The organism is Yersinia kristensenii (genome assembly GCF_900460525.1).
Lineage (GTDB): Bacteria > Pseudomonadota > Gammaproteobacteria > Enterobacterales > Enterobacteriaceae > Yersinia > Yersinia kristensenii.
Genome location: NZ_UHIY01000001.1, coordinates 3231265 through 3246722, shown reverse-complemented (window position 1 = coordinate 3246722; position 15458 = coordinate 3231265). Strand labels below are relative to the sequence as shown.

Here is a 15458-nt window from a genome sequence, read left to right as displayed (position 1 = left end):
GTGACTACTTCAGGAAAAAAAATGAGTAATCCAGACTTTACCACTTCTGCTGACCCAGAAACTTTAGCCAATGAAGTTGCATGTTTGAAAGCGACTGTAACCCTGCTGCTTAAAGCGATCGGCCAAGCCGATGCGGGGAAAGTAATCTTAAATATCGAACGTTCCATTGCCGATATCAAAGACACTGCTCAAGCTGAAGTTTTCGCCAATACACTGGCTCAAATTAAAAGCGGCTATCGTCAATAACCACAGGTGATAACCAGTAGTCTCCCTATTCTGTCATACTGCCGATATAGAAAATTCTTTTCTTTCATTGAAATATACTCTATCGGCAGCTTATTTTATGGTCGTTCGAGACAATGATGAGCCTGTTACTCAAAGCATTAATCGGTGCCAGCGTTGTGGTCTTAATTGGAATATTATCGAAAACGCGTAATTACTATATTGCGGGCTTAATCCCATTGTTTCCAACATTTGCACTTATTGCGCATTATATTGTCGGCAGTGAAAGGAGCATCCAAGCATTACGCGTAACAATTGTTTTTGGCTTATGGGCAATCATTCCTTACTTTATCTATCTGATATCACTTTATTTTTTTCTTGACCATCTACGTTTACCCATTGCGTTAAGTGCGGCTGTTTTATGTTGGATTATTGCCGCCTGGCTACTCATATCAGCTTGGAGTCAATGGCACAGTTAGAACCTCGACTAATCAGCGTAATAACAACAAAATAAGGGCATGAATAGCCAGCATTATCACAGAAAAAGTTAGATTCAGATTACTGATTGACTTTGATCTCACTTCATCAGACGGCTCATCACTGACCTGAATTCTTCTGATTTTGTAAATCCAGTACCCACCAATCGCCACAAAAATTAGTGCTAACGATAGCGCTAACAGAGGGTAATCCCATACCAAATACTCGCTTAACCCTGCAATAACAAACCAAATAATGACGAAGACCATGATTAATCACCTAACATTTTGGGGTATATAAGGTTAACTCACATCATATTATTGCAAAAACTCTTTTTGCACCCAAAGACTCACACTCCCCCGACTCACTGGGAATACTGCCTCGCCAGAATTATCTGTAGTAATAATAGCCGGGTGATTACCTAAAAAATCACCAAACTCTTTATTGGCTAAGTTTTCCCCAAGCATGATGACTTTTTCATTTTCCGCACCATTAGAAAGAATAACAATACAACCGGGGTTTTCCTCTGTGCCAGCTCGCACAAAAGCGATACAATTCTTATCATCAAAATAGTCACTTTGTGCACCATGCGCGAAGCGCTTTCTAGCTTGAATTAACTTTTCCAACTCCGTAATGATTGGCATTTCTATTTGATAAGTCCCGCCGTCATCCCCGGTATCTTCATAATTAGCGCCGAATAAATCAGGATAAAATACGCATGGTATCCCCTGCTCACGAATTAAAATTAATGCGTATGCTAGCGGTTTAAACCAAGGCTCGACTGGCGCTTCTAGCGATTGGAGTGGTTGAGTGTCATGATTTGCCACCATAGTGATTGTATGCATTGGATCGGCTTCAATTAATGTCCCACTGAACACTTGTGTAAGATCAAAATCCTCACCTTGATTTGAGGCTTCGTGAAACTTGTGGTGTAAAGCGACATCAAACAGCATGGCCAAACCGTCTACTCGTTCCAGATATTGTTGTAACTTTGCAATATCAGGCGACCAGTATTCCGCAATAATCAGCAAATCATGATCTGCTTTATTTTGTACGTGCTGAATCCATTGTCTAAAGAACCATGCAGGAATATGCTTCACTGCATCCAAACGGAAACCATCAATGGGGAGCATTTCTAACAACCATTCTCCCCAATAATTTAGCTCTCCTATCACTGCGGGGTTACGAAAATCGATATCGGCTCCCATTAGATAATCAAAATTACCTAACTCATCATCAACCTCGGTTCCCCAACCCTCATTGCTATAATCATTTATAATCTTAAAAATACCTTCACCTGTCGGATCTTCAATATGGTCAACCCCATTCATGCACTGCTTATCCCAGATAAAGGAAGAATATTTTTTATTGCGGCCCGGAAAAGTAAATCGAGTATAAGCCTGGGCATCGATAACCTCATCATCAATGTCAGTACGGTTTTCAAGATTGACGTTATGGACACTCACTGGTTCTTTTTCATCAGCCCCCATTTTATGATTGAATACAACATCAAAAAGGATTTTGATATCCATTTCCTTTAATCGATTTATCGCATTCACGAGCCCTTCTTTATTTCCGTATTTTGTCGCCTGAGTTCCCTTCTGATCAAACTCACCTAAATCAAATAAGTCATAGGTATCATATCCGACAGAATATCCACCAGAAGCTCCTTTATAGGCAGGAGGAAGCCAAACATAATTAATCCCCAGTTGGCTAATATGTTCTGCTCGCTCAGCGACTTCCTGCCATAACTTACCTCCATCAGGATAATACCAATGAAAGAACTGAAAAATAGTGGGGTTTTTCATAGGCTTGGTGACTCCAATTGACCGTTCTCTCATAGTATGGCCCACTTTATAAAATTTGGGCTGGCGATAAGGTAATAGACTGTGTATTTCTTTTATTAATCGTCTAATGTAGGTCCTATCTGCTGTCTATTGGTGAGCTTAAATGTATATAGAGGATATCCCATTCGGGATCACAAATTGGTCCGCTGTTGATAAAACTGAGCATAGCGGAGATCAGGGAATTGCATATTGGCAAACTCAGAACTTTGGCAGCATCCGGGTTCGGATGGTGGAATACAGTGCGGGATACATTGCCGATCATTGGTGTTCCAAAGGGCATATCTTATTGTGTCTCGACGGTGAATTAAGCACAGAACTTGATGATGGGCGCATTTTTACATTAAAAGCGGGTATGAGTTATCAAGTTGCGGACCATGCCGAAGCACATCGTTCATCAACCCTATCCGGTGCTAAGCTTTTTATTGTCGATTGATTTAGGAACATTCAGATTTCTATTATTCTCCTATAACAGTGAGTTGTTCGTTGAAAGCTCACTTTTTGCTTAACTCGCGATATTTTTATAGGACAATATAAATAACATTTAAAGAGGAAGATCAATGACTCAAAATATTTATGATAATCAGGACTTTTTTTCAGGCTACGCCAAACTTAGCCGTTCAGTTGATGGATTGGATGGTGCTCCGGAGTGGTCGGCTATTTGCAAAATCCTACCGCCTTTACCTGAGCGTAAAATCGTAGACTTGGGCTGTGGTTATGGTTGGTTTTGTCGCTACGCACGTCTACAAGGTGCAGCAGAGGTTTTAGGGCTGGATGTTTCAGCGAAAATGTTAAACCGCGCTAAAGAAATGACTGATGATGAAAACATTATTTATCGCCAAGAAGATTTAGAAACGCTTCAACTACCAAAAAAAATGTACCATTTGGCGTATAGTTCTTTGACATTACACTATATCGAAGCCCTACCGGAGTTATTCAACACGGTTTTTAATACTTTGCTTCCCGGTGGTAGTTTCGTTTTTTCTGCAGAACATCCCATCTACACCTCACCGCGAGAACCAGGCTGGCTCATTGCAGATGATGGGCAAAAATCATGGCCAGTAAATAGCTATCAAGCTGAAGGGAAACGGGTAACAGACTGGTTGGCCGAAGGGGTTATCAAGCAACATAGGACATTAGGAACTTATATTAATCTTCTGATTAAACATGGTTTTGTTATTACACATTTAGATGAATGGGGCCCAACAACACAACAAATTACAGATTGTCCTGCATTGGATGAGGAAAAAGAGCGCCCAATGATATTTTTACTCTCCGCACAAAAACCAGCATAAACACAAATTCAAGCATTAATAAATACTTCTAAATTAGTTATCCGCGATCAGGGAGGTAACTCCCCCTGCGGTCTATTTAAAAAAACATCCACGAACACATCCCTATATATATGCTCCAAAATGGTGCTCACTCCCCAATATAGTGCTTTATTTTAATAGATAAATTTAAAGTTTCTCATCTTATCAACCAGTTAGATATGGCCCCAAAATTGCTTATTAACTGTAATAATACCAAAAGGGGGTAAATATGAACACAATGTCTGCGTTCTACTTACAATACACCGTATTTTTATTATTGATTGCTGGATTTATCCATTTTATTTTTCATTAATCACGAAAAGAGCCTCACAAAGGTGTGGATCTTTTTAATATGTTAAAGAAGTCAAAATAAGGTTTAAAAACAACTTGGATATTATATTTTAGCTTTCATTGTGTAATGAGTAGCATGACAGTCTATTGAGCCACTTTAGACGACTTAGCCATAATAAAAAAACAAGGTGAAAATTAAGTTAAAATGATAATGAAATGATATTTATTATTTTAATCGACGATGAGAGATAACTAGAATAAATATTTAGTAATCACGCCAAAGCATATCCCATGAAATAGATTTCAAATTAGAGGTTAATACTAAGTGATTGATTTTGTTGGTGGGTCGTGCAGGGTTCGAACCTGCGACCAATTGATTAAGAGTAAATCCAACAGGTTTTCAAAATCAACAATTTACTTATAAATCAGTTAGATAAAAAACGACAAAGTTCGATAAACTATGAGTTTTGCGAAGCTCTGCCGCCATTTTGTCGCCACATGCTAAAGCTATTTGATACTAAGGTGATGTGCAAAAATCCCAACTATTGGTAATCCATTTGTTGCACCCTTTACTTCTTTATCTACATCGTTCCCAAAATGAAAATGGATTCTTCCACCATCATGTGCAGAATACTTGAAATGCCATTCACAGCAAACAGTTTTATTAGCAATAATAATATTCCTTTCTTGCATCATTCTTTTTGCTTTTCTTGTTTTTGTTGATTCCGGTGAGATGTTAAAACCTCTCTTTTGAGCCTCTATCATACAAGTACTTGGGTCACTTATATAATCATTCAGTGCATGATCATTTAAATATGAGAGTGAGTTTATAACCCACTTTATCGGACTATCTTTTAATTTGAAATTATCTAATTTTATTTTATTTGTCCAATTAAAATATAATTTCGGGAAAATAACACTTGTAATTAATTGAAAATCATCATCACTGATTGAATTTATTTTGACTATTATATCCCTTATGCATACAATAGAATTTAAGGATTTATTAAAAATATTCATAGCTGTGTCATCCCACCAATCACTTTCCCCATATACCTCTGAGGTAATAACTGAAACATATTTATGCTTCAAAAGAAAGCAATGGAAGTCCTCATAAGCACTTAGATCTTCATTATTTACAATGCAATCATTTTTATCATATTTTTTAAATTTCCTATTTTGATATAATACGAACTTCATTGCTTCATCTCGAGCTATGCCTGCTTGCGGATAGAACAACTCAACATTATCTACGCCATTGTACTTCTTAGAAAGTAAATTTCTTGTGATGAATACGTCTACATGCTTATCAGGTAAGTGTGAACATAAGTTAGAATACCATTTTATTTTCTCAATATTTTCTTGAGCATTTAGAAAAATACTCGATAAGTGAACTTCGTCAATTACGAATGAAAAATTCATAAAATTTCCTACATCGATAATCTTGATAAGTTTTTATACATTTGGTCAAAAAAACCGTCGGGCCAATTCTCAATGCTGCCATCTTTCATAATTTTTATATCAGTAACTTCAGAAATACCATATTTATTCTTATTAAAAAATTTAACATTTACATCTTGGCTGCTTATTTTTTCTTCTTTAATTGCTATTCTGATACCATCTAAGAAATGATCACTATGTGTCTCAACTATTACTTGCACACCAGAAGCTGCAGCTCTAGTCACTAACTCTCCCATAGCTGTTTGGCCTCTAGGATGTAGGTGTGCCTCAGGATTCTCGATCAAAATAATAGGTGAATTAATTATATTTTGCTGAATCCAATTAGCCACTCTAGTATTAGACAATGACTCAACAGGGCCTTTTGATGACATAACTAATAAACTTAGAATAATAGGCAATGAATAACTAATACCAAAACCAGTATTAGTAGCTCTAAATGAGTCAACTTCTAGATGTGAAATATCATGATTATCTAAACGGTCAAATATTAATTTAACTCCAGGTGATATCTCTCCCATCCATGCCATAAGTTGGTGTTCCAATTTCCGACTTGAAATTGAAGCATGTAGTAAAGAGTCATTAATAATAATATCCTCAAAGTATTTATAATAATCAGCCACATACTCTCCACGCTCTCCAATAGTAAAACCTACTGTCCCTTCACTCATGATAGGGAGGTATGTTTGGGGTCCTAATCTATCAGCGCTGACATATTCAGCATTTTTAACAATTTCTCCACCACTATAACGATAAGTATTTTTATCTATAATAAGGCGATATTCATCATTTGACTTTGTATTCAGTTGGATAACAATAGGATTGTCTAATAAAGCAACGTTCGATTTAAGATCAGAGTACCCACCAAAACCTTTTAAAAAAGGAGAGTTTCCTTCTGACGCAGATAAAGTCATTCTAATAGACTGTATAACTGAACTTTTTCCGCTGCCATTCAAGCCACTTAATATTGTAAGGGGGCCTAAAGATATCGAGTTTTCAACAAATGATTTAAATGCATTTAAATCTACAGATGTAAAATAGGGCATTATATAAACTCCATTACCAATTTTTTCAACACGCTATATCGGAAGTTGGCTCCCCATGGACTACCACCTCTACGACTAATCGAGTTACTGAAATCTACATCATGGAAAAGATCAGAATACTTTGCTAAAAAAAATTCACTTTGGCTTTCTAAACATTTAAATTCAGTTTCATCTAACTCGGAGAGTATAATTAACCAAACCTCAAATAGTGATTTATTTATAGAAGTTTTCTTCCTTGCTCCAGCAACAGACTTTCTAAACGCATGAGATGAAAATAGCAAGTAGCTACGATATAGACCTAATTCAAATCTATATTTAATACTCGACAATGAAGCACAATCAAGATCACTAAATTCAGCTTCATTATTTAAATGCAGCATTGTATTTGATAAAAAATCATCTATATCGCCAGTAAACTTATCCCTACCTAATAAGCTAAAAGCTAAATAGCGCAAAATTAACTCTCGTCCAGCCATACGATTATCCTTAATCGTTCCACCAGTTACTTCAGTATAATATTCATTATTGCTAAGAACGCGTAAAAACTTTGTGGCAATGCCTTGGTAAAGTGCATTTCTTATCTCTTGATCTGATAATCGCATTCCACCAGTATTTATTCGTTTAAAAATATTCCTTTTGACATTATCTGGAGTTCCAGGGTTAATTACCGTAAATAGAAGTTCGGTTTCCATTATATTATTCACAACTCTAGCTGCTTTTGAGTCAAATAATAATTTATAAAAAGTTTTACTATTCAGTGACTCACCCCAAAACTCTAAATCTTGTAATTTAAATCCTTTCCCATCACCATCCTCTCCAAGAATAAAGTCTCTAATAGTAGAAAGCCTTTGTAATCCGTCAACAACCTCCCAGACACCATCATTATCTTCAGATACATAAAACATAGGTAATGGTATCTTTAATATCATGGACTCAATTAATAGACTTTTTCTCTTTTTATCCCATACTTCTTCACGTTGGAATTCCGGCGATAGTACTATCGTCGTATTCTTTAGACGTCTCAAAACAGTATCGAGTGACACTACTTTAGTTGTTAAAGATATAGAATCAGGATCAAATGGAGTTTTATTAGCATATTCTGGCATTTCTGGCTCAGATTCGACACCAGACCCAATCCCCTCGCTAGCGAGGTCATCTTCTAAAATTGATACTCTTGGTTTCATCTTATAAGTACCTTGGAATTATTAGGTAACTAATGGATTATATTGTAGAGCTGATTCAAAATGCTCTGGTGAAAAGTGGGCATATCTCATTGTCATCTTAATATCTGTATGCCCCAAAATCCGCTGTAATACAAGGATATTACCACCTTTCATCATGAAATGGCTGGCAAAAGTGTGGCGTAGAACATGTGAACACTGTCTATCTGGTAGTTTTATGTTCGTTCTCTTCAGTGCAGTGCGGAAGGCGGAATAGCATGAGGGGAATAAACGACCGGTCTTTTTGGGTAAAGAGTTAAATAATTCTTCACTGATTGGGATGCTTCGGTTGCGCTTCCCTTTGGTTTTTGTGTAAGTGACTTTATAGGGCATTACTTGCGTATGAGTCAGGCTTTCCGCTTCTGACCAACGTGCACCAGTGGCCAGACACAACCGCACAACGGTAGCCAACTCCGGTACTGTGCTGTTTTCACATTCTTTCAGGAGGTTAACTATTTGCTCTTTGGTCAGGAACGCCATTTCTTGCTCATGGGTTCGATACTGGCGTACACCACGAAGGGGATTGTCGTAGCGCCACTCACTCAGGCGGGAGAGTTCATTAAACATCGCCCGCATGTATGCCAATTCGATATTTAGCGTACGCGGTGTTACGCCTTTGGTACGAGTGCCGCGTAATATTTTCCCATTGAGCCGTTGTTCACGGTACTGAGAAAATGTTTTTGCGGTAAAATCTATGGCACGCGGATCACCAAGGTCACGGCACATATTGAGCAAAACCTGATGACGAGATTTGCCATCGCTCAAAGTGATGCCATGCGCCCGATGCCAAATTTCGATCAGCTCTGATAACAACCGCGTGTCCTGCTTTTCACCTAACCAAGGTTTGTTGTCTACCAGCTCCATCGTGAAGCGCTCAAATGCCAGTGCTTCACCTTTCGTCGCAAACTGCTTTCTTACTCGCTTCCCTTCCCTACCTGCCGGATAACACTCACAAATCCATTTCCCGGTATTCAACTTTCTTACTGCCATACGACGTACTTACACCTTCCTTAAAACACTATCTACTCGGGCTAAAACAGTTATCTCGTTCAACGCGCATTCAAATGGTATCTTTATCTCTGTTCCACTGACTCTCACTTTACCGACAGGGATAAGTTCTAGATTCCGGATACTAACTTTGCCTTCGATTTCTACTAGCCATGTCCCATCTGAGATGTCTTCAAATGAATAATCAACTAAACTAATCGCTTCATCCGAGACAATAATTTTTGGTTCAGTAAGTTCAGGTGATAGTAGTGAGTTATCCAATACCAGATGCCCATCTTCAACCAATTTACCTTTGATAATCTTGTATCGGGTTAGTGAGGTTATGTCGCCTTTTGCGTCATCGTACATTGGCCCCACCCCTGTAGCCAGCCACCGCAGGGAAACTCCGGTTTCCAGCGAACACCAGATAATCACCTGCGCCGGATAATAATCTCTACTCCACCACGTCCCAAAGGTACTGTTTGTAATACCCGTATGCTGTGAAAGCTCTGTTCTGGTTTTGAATCCATATGCCTCCAGAACTCGAGTCAACGCTTCACGACCACCATGATTGGGGTTGAATTTATTCATATGCATAATTTATGAAGGATAGAGTTTTTAATATTATTTACTTGGCTTCACATTTTCTTTAACACGCTATCTACACGGGCTAAAACAGTAATATCTGCCAATGCACACTCAAATGGCATCTTTAGCTCATTGCTGCTGACCCTTACTTTACCAACAGGAATAAGCTCTAAGTTTCTGATACTTGCTTTATGCTCAATCTCAACTAACCACGTCCCATCCGAAATATCTTCAAATGAGCAATCAACCAAATTGGTCACACCATCCGAGATGATAACTTTAGGCCGAGCCATTCCAACCGATAATAAAGAGTTATCTAAAACCAAATATCCATCTTCAAACAATTTACCATTGATAATTTTATAGCGGGCAACTGAGGTTATCTCGCCTTTTGCATCGTCGTACATTGGCCCCTCACCGAGAGAGAGCCAACGTAGTGAAACACCCGTTTCTAAAGCACAACCAATCAATAAGTTAGCCGGGTAAAAATCCCTTTTCCACCAAGTGGTTATAGTAGCAATGCTGATCCCTGTTTTTTCTGAAAGCTCAGTTCTCTTATTTAAACCGTAGGCTTTAATTACCCTTTGAATTGCAGATCGCCCACCACGTTTTGGAGCAAATATATTGTCACTTGTATAATTAGTCATAATCTAATCGCCATAAGTTGTATCGATCTTATGACCATCGACGTCTCACTAACTTGCCTGCCATAAATCGATCACGCTTTACTAATAACTCGTTCCACAATGCCAATGATCTTTATATCTGCCAGAGCACACTCAAATGGGGGTTTGATTTCTCCGCCACTAATTCGGACGCGACCAACCGGTACTAACTCCAAATCGCGAATACTCTTCATTCCTTCAATTTCAACCAACCATTTACCATCTAGCACAGTTTGAAATGACTTATTTACGATATAGGTACTATCTCCGCTATTGACAGCAATGAGATCATTTTGAGATTGAAGCAATGACTTGTCGAATAAAACAGCGCCAGTATCACTAAGTATCCCTTTGTCTAAACTGAATAAATTAATTTTCTGAATTTGACTGTCCGTATCTTCAAACATCTGGCCTTCCCCTGTAGCCAGCCATTGCAATGATGCCCCCGTTTCAAGTGAGCACCACACCATAACTTGTGCGGGGTAAAAATCGCGACGCCACCATGTATTGAGAGTGCTGTTACTAATTCCTGTGTAATCAGATAGTTCGGTTCTCGTTTTAAATCCATAGGCTTCCATGATTCGCTTCATGGCTTCTTGGCCACCTGAATTCGGATCATATCTGTCAGCATTTTTTTTATTCATTTAAACGTTCACCTATTGACAATGTTTTATATAAACATCATCATTCTCAAAAGTGTTCAAATAAGTATTTTTGTCGATTATCGTTTATCGAAACCATTGGGGATAATGCCTTATGAAACCAGTGATCTCAATCAATCTTGTAATTCCTAACCCCTACCTCCCTATTGAAGAGTTCTGCCGCCAGACTGGCCACGCGAAAACGACTGTGGTTGATATGGTTAGAGACGGCAGAATCACTATCAAACGTAAAGCCGATACCATCAGTGAGAAAACCGGTAAGCCCAAAACCAAATCTAAAATTGAAATCAACATGGTCGAACTGACCTTACGCGCACTTGCTGAGTCCAATTTTGATGTTCGTTTGAACGATAAACCATTACGGTAATTCTCCTGAATTATTGAGGTTAGCGCCATGTTTGCAAATGGAACTGACAAACACCCTCATTGGGATTCAGCCTTGCGACGCTTTGCCGATACTGTCGAGATAAAGCAAGTCGCCGAAACCATTGGCATGAATCCCCAGACACTGCGCAATAAGTTGAATCCGGCACAGCCGCACGAACTGACAACCGTGGAATTGCTGCGTATTACCCACGCCACGCAGAATTACACCCTGTTGGATGGTGCGTTAGCTGAACTGGGTCGTTTACCTTCACTGCCATTGGAAAATCCACAGAAAGCCACTGATATTCCAACTCAGGCTCTCAAAATCAGTTCAGCCGCAGGAGAATTGGCTGGCGAATCACTGCAATTAATATCCGGCAGCCGACTCACTAAAAAACGCAAAGACGCTATTGTCAGCCGCGCTAATAAAGCGGTCCGTGATCTGATGCTCTTTGCGTATGCCATTGAAGAGCGCTTTCACTCAATACCGGTTTTAACTACTACGGTCGATTTGATCCAAACCGGAAGCTTTTCCGGTCTTTCGTAGAAGGTCTGTAATATGCAAAACCCAATCTCAATTGCTCCATTACTCTGGCGTCAACAAGGCCACAATGCTGGCCACGTTGAGATTAAACACGGTAAAGGTAAGCCAGGCATTATTATTCGCCCTGATGGTCACCGTTGGGCACCACCACAAGGCACTTTTACTGATTCTCATCGGAGGATGGGTAAATGAGCATTCGCTGCGCTTTCGGTCCAGAACACCTTCGCGCAATGCCACTTCCTTTGCGTGCCGTTATCGGTAAACACTTTGCTGGCTCTCGCTGGCGGGATACCTGCAACTTTTACGACTCGATGCCAGAACGTTACCGGGCAACCGTCTGTTTTCATGCTGAACTGAAAAAACGCCACGCCCTACTCCAACTGGCGGAAATGGATAATAACGAGCGGCAACGCATCGTCAGTGCGTTGGATGAATTACGACATCACTTTGCTAAATATCGCAAACACGCCATTAGTAATGTCGCCTTTATTCAACGACTGCCTATCAGCGTGCGTAAAACATTATTTCTTCATGCTGGATTAAGTCACAAAGAGTTTAATCAACCGGCCAGTTATCTAGAAGAAAACGCTTGCCCGTGGCGGGAAACTTTAATAGCAGCATTACGTGAATTACTTAATTTATTCGAGGATGCGCCGGATATTTTAACTGCGGTTAAACCTGACGCTTATTTCAACTAATCATCGTATTTAAATTAATTGGCGTATGACCCGCCGGGTTGCCTACGCCCTGAATAAGGCCATGACCATGCACATGTATAAAACCATAGGACAAGATATGCATACCCGCGCCCTTGAACAGGCGCGCCAACACCAACTGAATCAAGCACGTAAGGAGGCTAAAGCCGATGCAGCTATCAGTTTCTCTTCATATTTAGACCGTCTCGCTACCCATGCCGCCAATCAACAACTTTCCAGCAATGAAATTGTTGAGTTGCTGCGTCAGGAATCCGAACAATTTCAACAGCGTGGTTTTGAGTGCCACCAGAGTGATTTTTAAGGAGATCTGAAATGCCCGATATGTTCGATCACTCTCAAGAGCTGCAACAGCTCCAGTTGGAACACCAGATAGCGGCAGCCAGAACCAACACCCTGATGCCATCCGCTTTTATATGCGCCGACTGTGATTCTCCAATTCCAGAAGCACGACGCGCCGCATTGCCGGGTGTGCAGTGCTGTGTCCACTGCCAGCAGATCCGTGAACTTAAAGCAGCACATTATCGCTCTATATAAAAATGGCCTATTTATCTTTTATCTCAAACAACAGGCAGTTATGTGTTTTAGCTGAGGACGTTGCCTTTATCTATCCGTCAATCGTAGAGGATGGGACCACATTTATTACGCTAACCAACGGTAAACAATTTAGGGCAAGGAATATTCAAGAGATGAGTATATGGCCTCATCAAGGAGGCCATTTTAAACAAACAAATCAAATAAGCCCTGATAATAAGGTTCTTAATTGATGAATCATGTTGTTAGGGGGCGCTTTGCCCCCTCGCCACCACCGCCATTTACGGTAAGTTGCCGCGAGACTTTCGTCGGCGCTTATCCGTGGAATGCACCACGCAAAGCCATAGGTCGTGAAAGACAACTTACCCGTGAAGAATACCTTCAGGGGCAAGCTGTTTTAAATAAAATCAACAGCCTGCCGTATTTCCTGCGCTCACTGTTTATCAGCCGCCATGCCAATCTACAAAAGCACCAAGGCCAATTAGCTGCTAATAAATATCTGGTCCTCAGCTTTATGCAGCTTATTTGGCCACGCATTCAAACCGTAAACCAAAAGCATGGTTTAAAACACGATATCGCCCTTGGCTTTTTAAGCGAGGAAGAGACTTATTTAAGTCTGCCAGGCATGAATGATAAAGAACTGGTTAGATTTGCAGGCCGTATTTCTGCACAGTTATTTTCTGCCTATGAAGAACTCAGCGATGCCTATATTGCTGAACATAATGGCGATAAAACGGCAGTATTCAGCGATAGCGCACAAACCAAACTCTATGGCCATATTACTGGCATGGCGCGGTCATTAAATGTTACCCCGCTACACTGGCGTAAATATCGTAAAGGTAAGTTAACCATGCGCCACGCTTTCTCCGCTATTGCCCGATTGGTCAATGATGAATGGTGGACGCGTCAGCTTAAATCTCTGCGCACCCGTTGGCGGGAAGCACTCTTAATTGCCGTCGGCGAAGTGAATCGCCACAAATCCGGTTATGCCAGCAAGCAGGCAATTAAAGATATTCAATCGCGCCGTTTGTCTAATATGGAATTTCTGAAATGCTGCGAACTGGAAAATGTTGATACCGGTGAACGTATCGATCTGATCGATAAAGTGCTAGCCAGTATCTCTAATCCAGAAATCCGCCGCATGGAATTGATGAATACCATCGCCGGTATTGAGAAATATGCCGCTAATATGCAACACGTCGGCATGTTTACTACCATCACAACCCCTTCCAAGTACCACCCAACTCGCGTGGTAGAGAATAATGAAAAAGATAAAGTCCTGTTTAATCACAAATGGGATAAAGAGGCATTTACGCCCAAAGATGGTCAGCGTTACCTGTGCAAAATCTGGAGCAAGATGCGCACAGCGTTCAAAGATAACGACCTGAAAGTTTACGGCATGCGCGTGGTCGAGCCTCACCACGATGGCACCCCTCACTGGCATATGATGCTGTTTTGTGAGCGCCAGCAACGCCGACAGGTGATCGATATCATGCGCCGTTATTCTCTGATGGAAGACGGTGACGAACGTGGCGCAGAAAAAAATCGCTTTGAATGCAAGCACATGAAAAAAGGTGGTGCGGCTGGTTATATCGCGAAATACATTGCCAAGAATATCGACGGTTATGCACTGGATGGCGAGCTGGATCATGAAACTGGCCAGCCGCTAACTGAAACCGCTGCTGCCGTCACCGCTTGGGCGGCAACGTGGCGCATCCCTCAATTCCACCCAATTGGCATTCCAACGATGGGAGCTTATCGCGAATGCCGCCGCATTCGTGGCCTGAGTCTTGCAGAAAGATTCGATGATCAGGTTGAAGCGGTACGTGCTGCCGCTGATGCCGGTGATTTTGCCGCGTACATCACTCAACAAGGTGGGGCCAACGTACCGCGCGCTCAGCAAACCATTCGGGTAGCCCGCAAGGTGGCCGAAGAACTCAACGCCTATGACGAAGAAGTACAAAAGGTCATCGGCATTTATGCCCCTCATCTCGGCGAATCTAAGATTTATGAAACCCGTTCAACCCAATGGCGTATTGTCGCCAAGGCCGTTGACGTTGAGCTTTTGACTTTAAAAAGCGCCTCTGGCGCGCCTCGGAGTTCTGTCAATAACTGTGGGTTCGATGCTGAAGTAACCACCGTTGAACCGACAGAATTGCCGCCTGAAAACACCTATTCACCGGTGAATACACCAATAGATTGGGATGATGAAGGCAATGTGCTGCTGATTAAGTCAATTTTGCGCGGACAAACTCCCACTATTAACTATAAACAGCGCCCATATAATCTGTATCACTGCCGCGAGGCCGCGCCTTCTGCCCGCCTGACACAAGAAGAACGGGCACGTTTGCCCAAAATTCGAGCCGAACTGACCGCTAAAGGTATCCAGCCTACACGGTGGGAACTGGAGGCACTGACACGCGGAGCCAAAATCCACTTTGGCGATCTGGTATTTCACTATCCACCGTTAGATACATGGGGAGACATGACTAAAGATTTATAGCTAAGTCGCCATATCCAAACAAAGT

At 40.9% G+C, this 15458-nt stretch carries 20 protein-coding genes; 11 read left to right on the top strand and 9 right to left on the bottom strand.

The genetic code is table 11. From position 1 onward, the window contains the following. Window positions 1–21 precede the first annotated feature (21 nt). Complete coding sequence (locus DX162_RS14885) at window positions 22–246, top strand: DUF2594 family protein (protein ID WP_004392865.1); 225 nt, start codon at window positions 22–24, stop codon at window positions 244–246. A 116-nt stretch (window positions 247–362) separates the two neighbouring features. After that, the gene (locus DX162_RS14880; RefSeq protein WP_032821011.1) at window positions 363–701 is read left to right on the top strand and encodes a GlpM family protein; all 339 of its coding nucleotides are present in this window, start codon (window positions 363–365) and stop codon (window positions 699–701) included. A 12-nt stretch (window positions 702–713) separates the two neighbouring features. Here the strand turns inward: DX162_RS14880 and DX162_RS14875 are convergent, their stop codons facing one another. Both DX162_RS14875 and amyA read right to left on the bottom strand, forming a co-directional pair. Further along, complete coding sequence (locus DX162_RS14875) at window positions 714–968, bottom strand: hypothetical protein (RefSeq protein WP_004392867.1); 255 nt, start codon at window positions 966–968, stop codon at window positions 714–716. A gap of 48 nt (window positions 969–1016) precedes the next feature. Continuing rightward, window positions 1017–2507, bottom strand: a complete 1491-nt coding sequence (amyA, locus tag DX162_RS14870) for an alpha-amylase (RefSeq protein WP_004392868.1) — start codon at window positions 2505–2507, stop codon at window positions 1017–1019. A 142-nt stretch (window positions 2508–2649) separates the two neighbouring features. On the opposite strand from amyA, the gene DX162_RS14865 reads away from it, so the two are divergent. Both DX162_RS14865 and DX162_RS14860 read left to right on the top strand, forming a co-directional pair. Further along, window positions 2650–2979, top strand: coding sequence for a DHCW motif cupin fold protein (locus DX162_RS14865; protein WP_032821012.1), 330 nt, complete (start codon window positions 2650–2652; stop codon window positions 2977–2979). A gap of 124 nt (window positions 2980–3103) precedes the next feature. Continuing rightward, window positions 3104–3838 (top strand): class I SAM-dependent methyltransferase, encoded by a 735-nt coding sequence (locus DX162_RS14860; RefSeq protein WP_004392870.1) that lies wholly within the window; start codon window positions 3104–3106, stop codon window positions 3836–3838. A gap of 816 nt (window positions 3839–4654) precedes the next feature. Here the strand turns inward: DX162_RS14860 and DX162_RS14855 are convergent. The 7 genes from DX162_RS14855 to DX162_RS14825 all read right to left on the bottom strand — a co-directional run bounded on the left by DX162_RS14855 (window position 4655) and on the right by DX162_RS14825 (window position 10755). Then, a complete protein-coding gene (locus DX162_RS14855; RefSeq protein WP_004392871.1) occupies window positions 4655–5569 on the bottom strand; it encodes a hypothetical protein in 915 nt (304 codons plus the stop codon). An 8-nt stretch (window positions 5570–5577) separates the two neighbouring features. Then, window positions 5578–6651, bottom strand: coding sequence for an AAA family ATPase (locus DX162_RS14850; RefSeq protein ID WP_032821013.1), 1074 nt, complete (start codon window positions 6649–6651; stop codon window positions 5578–5580). Beyond that, window positions 6651–7835: a DUF262 domain-containing protein gene (locus DX162_RS14845; protein ID WP_004392872.1), complete on the bottom strand. Its 1185-nt coding sequence runs from the start codon at window positions 7833–7835 to the stop codon at window positions 6651–6653. The genes DX162_RS14850 and DX162_RS14845 overlap by 1 nt, the downstream gene beginning before the upstream one ends. A 21-nt stretch (window positions 7836–7856) precedes the next feature. Further along, window positions 7857–8861, bottom strand: coding sequence for a phage integrase (locus DX162_RS14840; protein WP_004392873.1), 1005 nt, complete (start codon window positions 8859–8861; stop codon window positions 7857–7859). 9 nt (window positions 8862–8870) lie between these two features. After that, window positions 8871–9449, bottom strand: coding sequence for a phage repressor protein CI (locus DX162_RS14835; RefSeq protein WP_032821043.1), 579 nt, complete (start codon window positions 9447–9449; stop codon window positions 8871–8873). 47 nt (window positions 9450–9496) lie between these two features. After that, window positions 9497–10093 (bottom strand): phage repressor protein CI, encoded by a 597-nt coding sequence (locus DX162_RS14830; protein WP_004392875.1) that lies wholly within the window; start codon window positions 10091–10093, stop codon window positions 9497–9499. 71 nt (window positions 10094–10164) lie between these two features. Continuing rightward, window positions 10165–10755 carry a phage repressor protein CI gene (locus DX162_RS14825; RefSeq protein WP_004392876.1) on the bottom strand — a complete coding sequence of 197 codons (591 nt, stop codon included), beginning with the start codon at window positions 10753–10755 and terminating at the stop codon, window positions 10165–10167. Window positions 10756–10867: 112 nt separating this feature from the next. Here DX162_RS14825 and DX162_RS14820 point away from each other — a divergent pair, with 112 nt between their 5' ends. From DX162_RS14820 to DX162_RS14790, 7 genes are all read left to right on the top strand, one after another. Beyond that, the gene (locus DX162_RS14820; RefSeq protein WP_071777710.1) at window positions 10868–11140 is read left to right on the top strand and encodes a hypothetical protein; all 273 of its coding nucleotides are present in this window, start codon (window positions 10868–10870) and stop codon (window positions 11138–11140) included. Window positions 11141–11167: 27 nt separating this feature from the next. Further along, window positions 11168–11686, top strand: coding sequence for a phage regulatory CII family protein (locus DX162_RS14815; RefSeq protein WP_004392878.1), 519 nt, complete (start codon window positions 11168–11170; stop codon window positions 11684–11686). Window positions 11687–11698: 12 nt separating this feature from the next. After that, window positions 11699–11875 carry a hypothetical protein gene (locus tag DX162_RS22310; protein WP_004392879.1) on the top strand — a complete coding sequence of 59 codons (177 nt, stop codon included), beginning with the start codon at window positions 11699–11701 and terminating at the stop codon, window positions 11873–11875. After that, on the top strand, window positions 11872–12381 hold the full coding sequence (locus DX162_RS14810; RefSeq protein ID WP_050413839.1) for a replication protein B: 510 nt from the start codon (window positions 11872–11874) through the stop codon (window positions 12379–12381). Before DX162_RS22310 ends, DX162_RS14810 begins: the two co-directional genes overlap by 4 nt. Before the next feature lie 73 nt (window positions 12382–12454). After that, entirely contained in the window at window positions 12455–12700 is a 246-nt protein-coding gene (locus DX162_RS14805; RefSeq protein ID WP_004708297.1) for a DUF2732 family protein, read from the top strand. An 11-nt stretch (window positions 12701–12711) separates the two neighbouring features. Further along, entirely contained in the window at window positions 12712–12933 is a 222-nt protein-coding gene (locus DX162_RS14800; RefSeq protein WP_004392882.1) for a TraR/DksA family transcriptional regulator, read from the top strand. A 229-nt stretch (window positions 12934–13162) separates the two neighbouring features. Next, window positions 13163–15433, top strand: a complete 2271-nt coding sequence (locus DX162_RS14790) for a replication endonuclease (protein ID WP_004392883.1) — start codon at window positions 13163–13165, stop codon at window positions 15431–15433. Window positions 15434–15458 lie beyond the last annotated feature (25 nt).

Bases quoted from the DNA above. Each gene is read 5' to 3' on its own strand.
- DX162_RS14885 (WP_004392865.1), top strand. From the start codon at position 22: ATGAGTAATCCAGACTTTACCACTTCTGCTGACCCAGAAACTTTAGCC.
- DX162_RS14880 (WP_032821011.1), top strand. From the start codon at position 363: ATGAGCCTGTTACTCAAAGCATTAATCGGTGCCAGCGTTGTGGTCTTA.
- DX162_RS14875 (WP_004392867.1), bottom strand. From the start codon at position 968: ATGGTCTTCGTCATTATTTGGTTTGTTATTGCAGGGTTAAGCGAGTAT.
- amyA (WP_004392868.1), bottom strand. From the start codon at position 2,507: ATGAAAAACCCCACTATTTTTCAGTTCTTTCATTGGTATTATCCTGAT.
- DX162_RS14865 (WP_032821012.1), top strand. From the start codon at position 2,650: ATGTATATAGAGGATATCCCATTCGGGATCACAAATTGGTCCGCTGTT.
- DX162_RS14860 (WP_004392870.1), top strand. From the start codon at position 3,104: ATGACTCAAAATATTTATGATAATCAGGACTTTTTTTCAGGCTACGCC.
- DX162_RS14855 (WP_004392871.1), bottom strand. From the start codon at position 5,569: ATGAATTTTTCATTCGTAATTGACGAAGTTCACTTATCGAGTATTTTT.
- DX162_RS14850 (WP_032821013.1), bottom strand. From the start codon at position 6,651: ATGCCCTATTTTACATCTGTAGATTTAAATGCATTTAAATCATTTGTT.
- DX162_RS14845 (WP_004392872.1), bottom strand. From the start codon at position 7,835: ATGAAACCAAGAGTATCAATTTTAGAAGATGACCTCGCTAGCGAGGGG.
- DX162_RS14840 (WP_004392873.1), bottom strand. From the start codon at position 8,861: ATGGCAGTAAGAAAGTTGAATACCGGGAAATGGATTTGTGAGTGTTAT.
- DX162_RS14835 (WP_032821043.1), bottom strand. From the start codon at position 9,449: ATGAATAAATTCAACCCCAATCATGGTGGTCGTGAAGCGTTGACTCGA.
- DX162_RS14830 (WP_004392875.1), bottom strand. From the start codon at position 10,093: ATGACTAATTATACAAGTGACAATATATTTGCTCCAAAACGTGGTGGG.
- DX162_RS14825 (WP_004392876.1), bottom strand. From the start codon at position 10,755: ATGAATAAAAAAAATGCTGACAGATATGATCCGAATTCAGGTGGCCAA.
- DX162_RS14820 (WP_071777710.1), top strand. From the start codon at position 10,868: ATGAAACCAGTGATCTCAATCAATCTTGTAATTCCTAACCCCTACCTC.
- DX162_RS14815 (WP_004392878.1), top strand. From the start codon at position 11,168: ATGTTTGCAAATGGAACTGACAAACACCCTCATTGGGATTCAGCCTTG.
- DX162_RS22310 (WP_004392879.1), top strand. From the start codon at position 11,699: ATGCAAAACCCAATCTCAATTGCTCCATTACTCTGGCGTCAACAAGGC.
- DX162_RS14810 (WP_050413839.1), top strand. From the start codon at position 11,872: ATGAGCATTCGCTGCGCTTTCGGTCCAGAACACCTTCGCGCAATGCCA.
- DX162_RS14805 (WP_004708297.1), top strand. From the start codon at position 12,455: ATGTATAAAACCATAGGACAAGATATGCATACCCGCGCCCTTGAACAG.
- DX162_RS14800 (WP_004392882.1), top strand. From the start codon at position 12,712: ATGCCCGATATGTTCGATCACTCTCAAGAGCTGCAACAGCTCCAGTTG.
- DX162_RS14790 (WP_004392883.1), top strand. From the start codon at position 13,163: ATGAATCATGTTGTTAGGGGGCGCTTTGCCCCCTCGCCACCACCGCCA.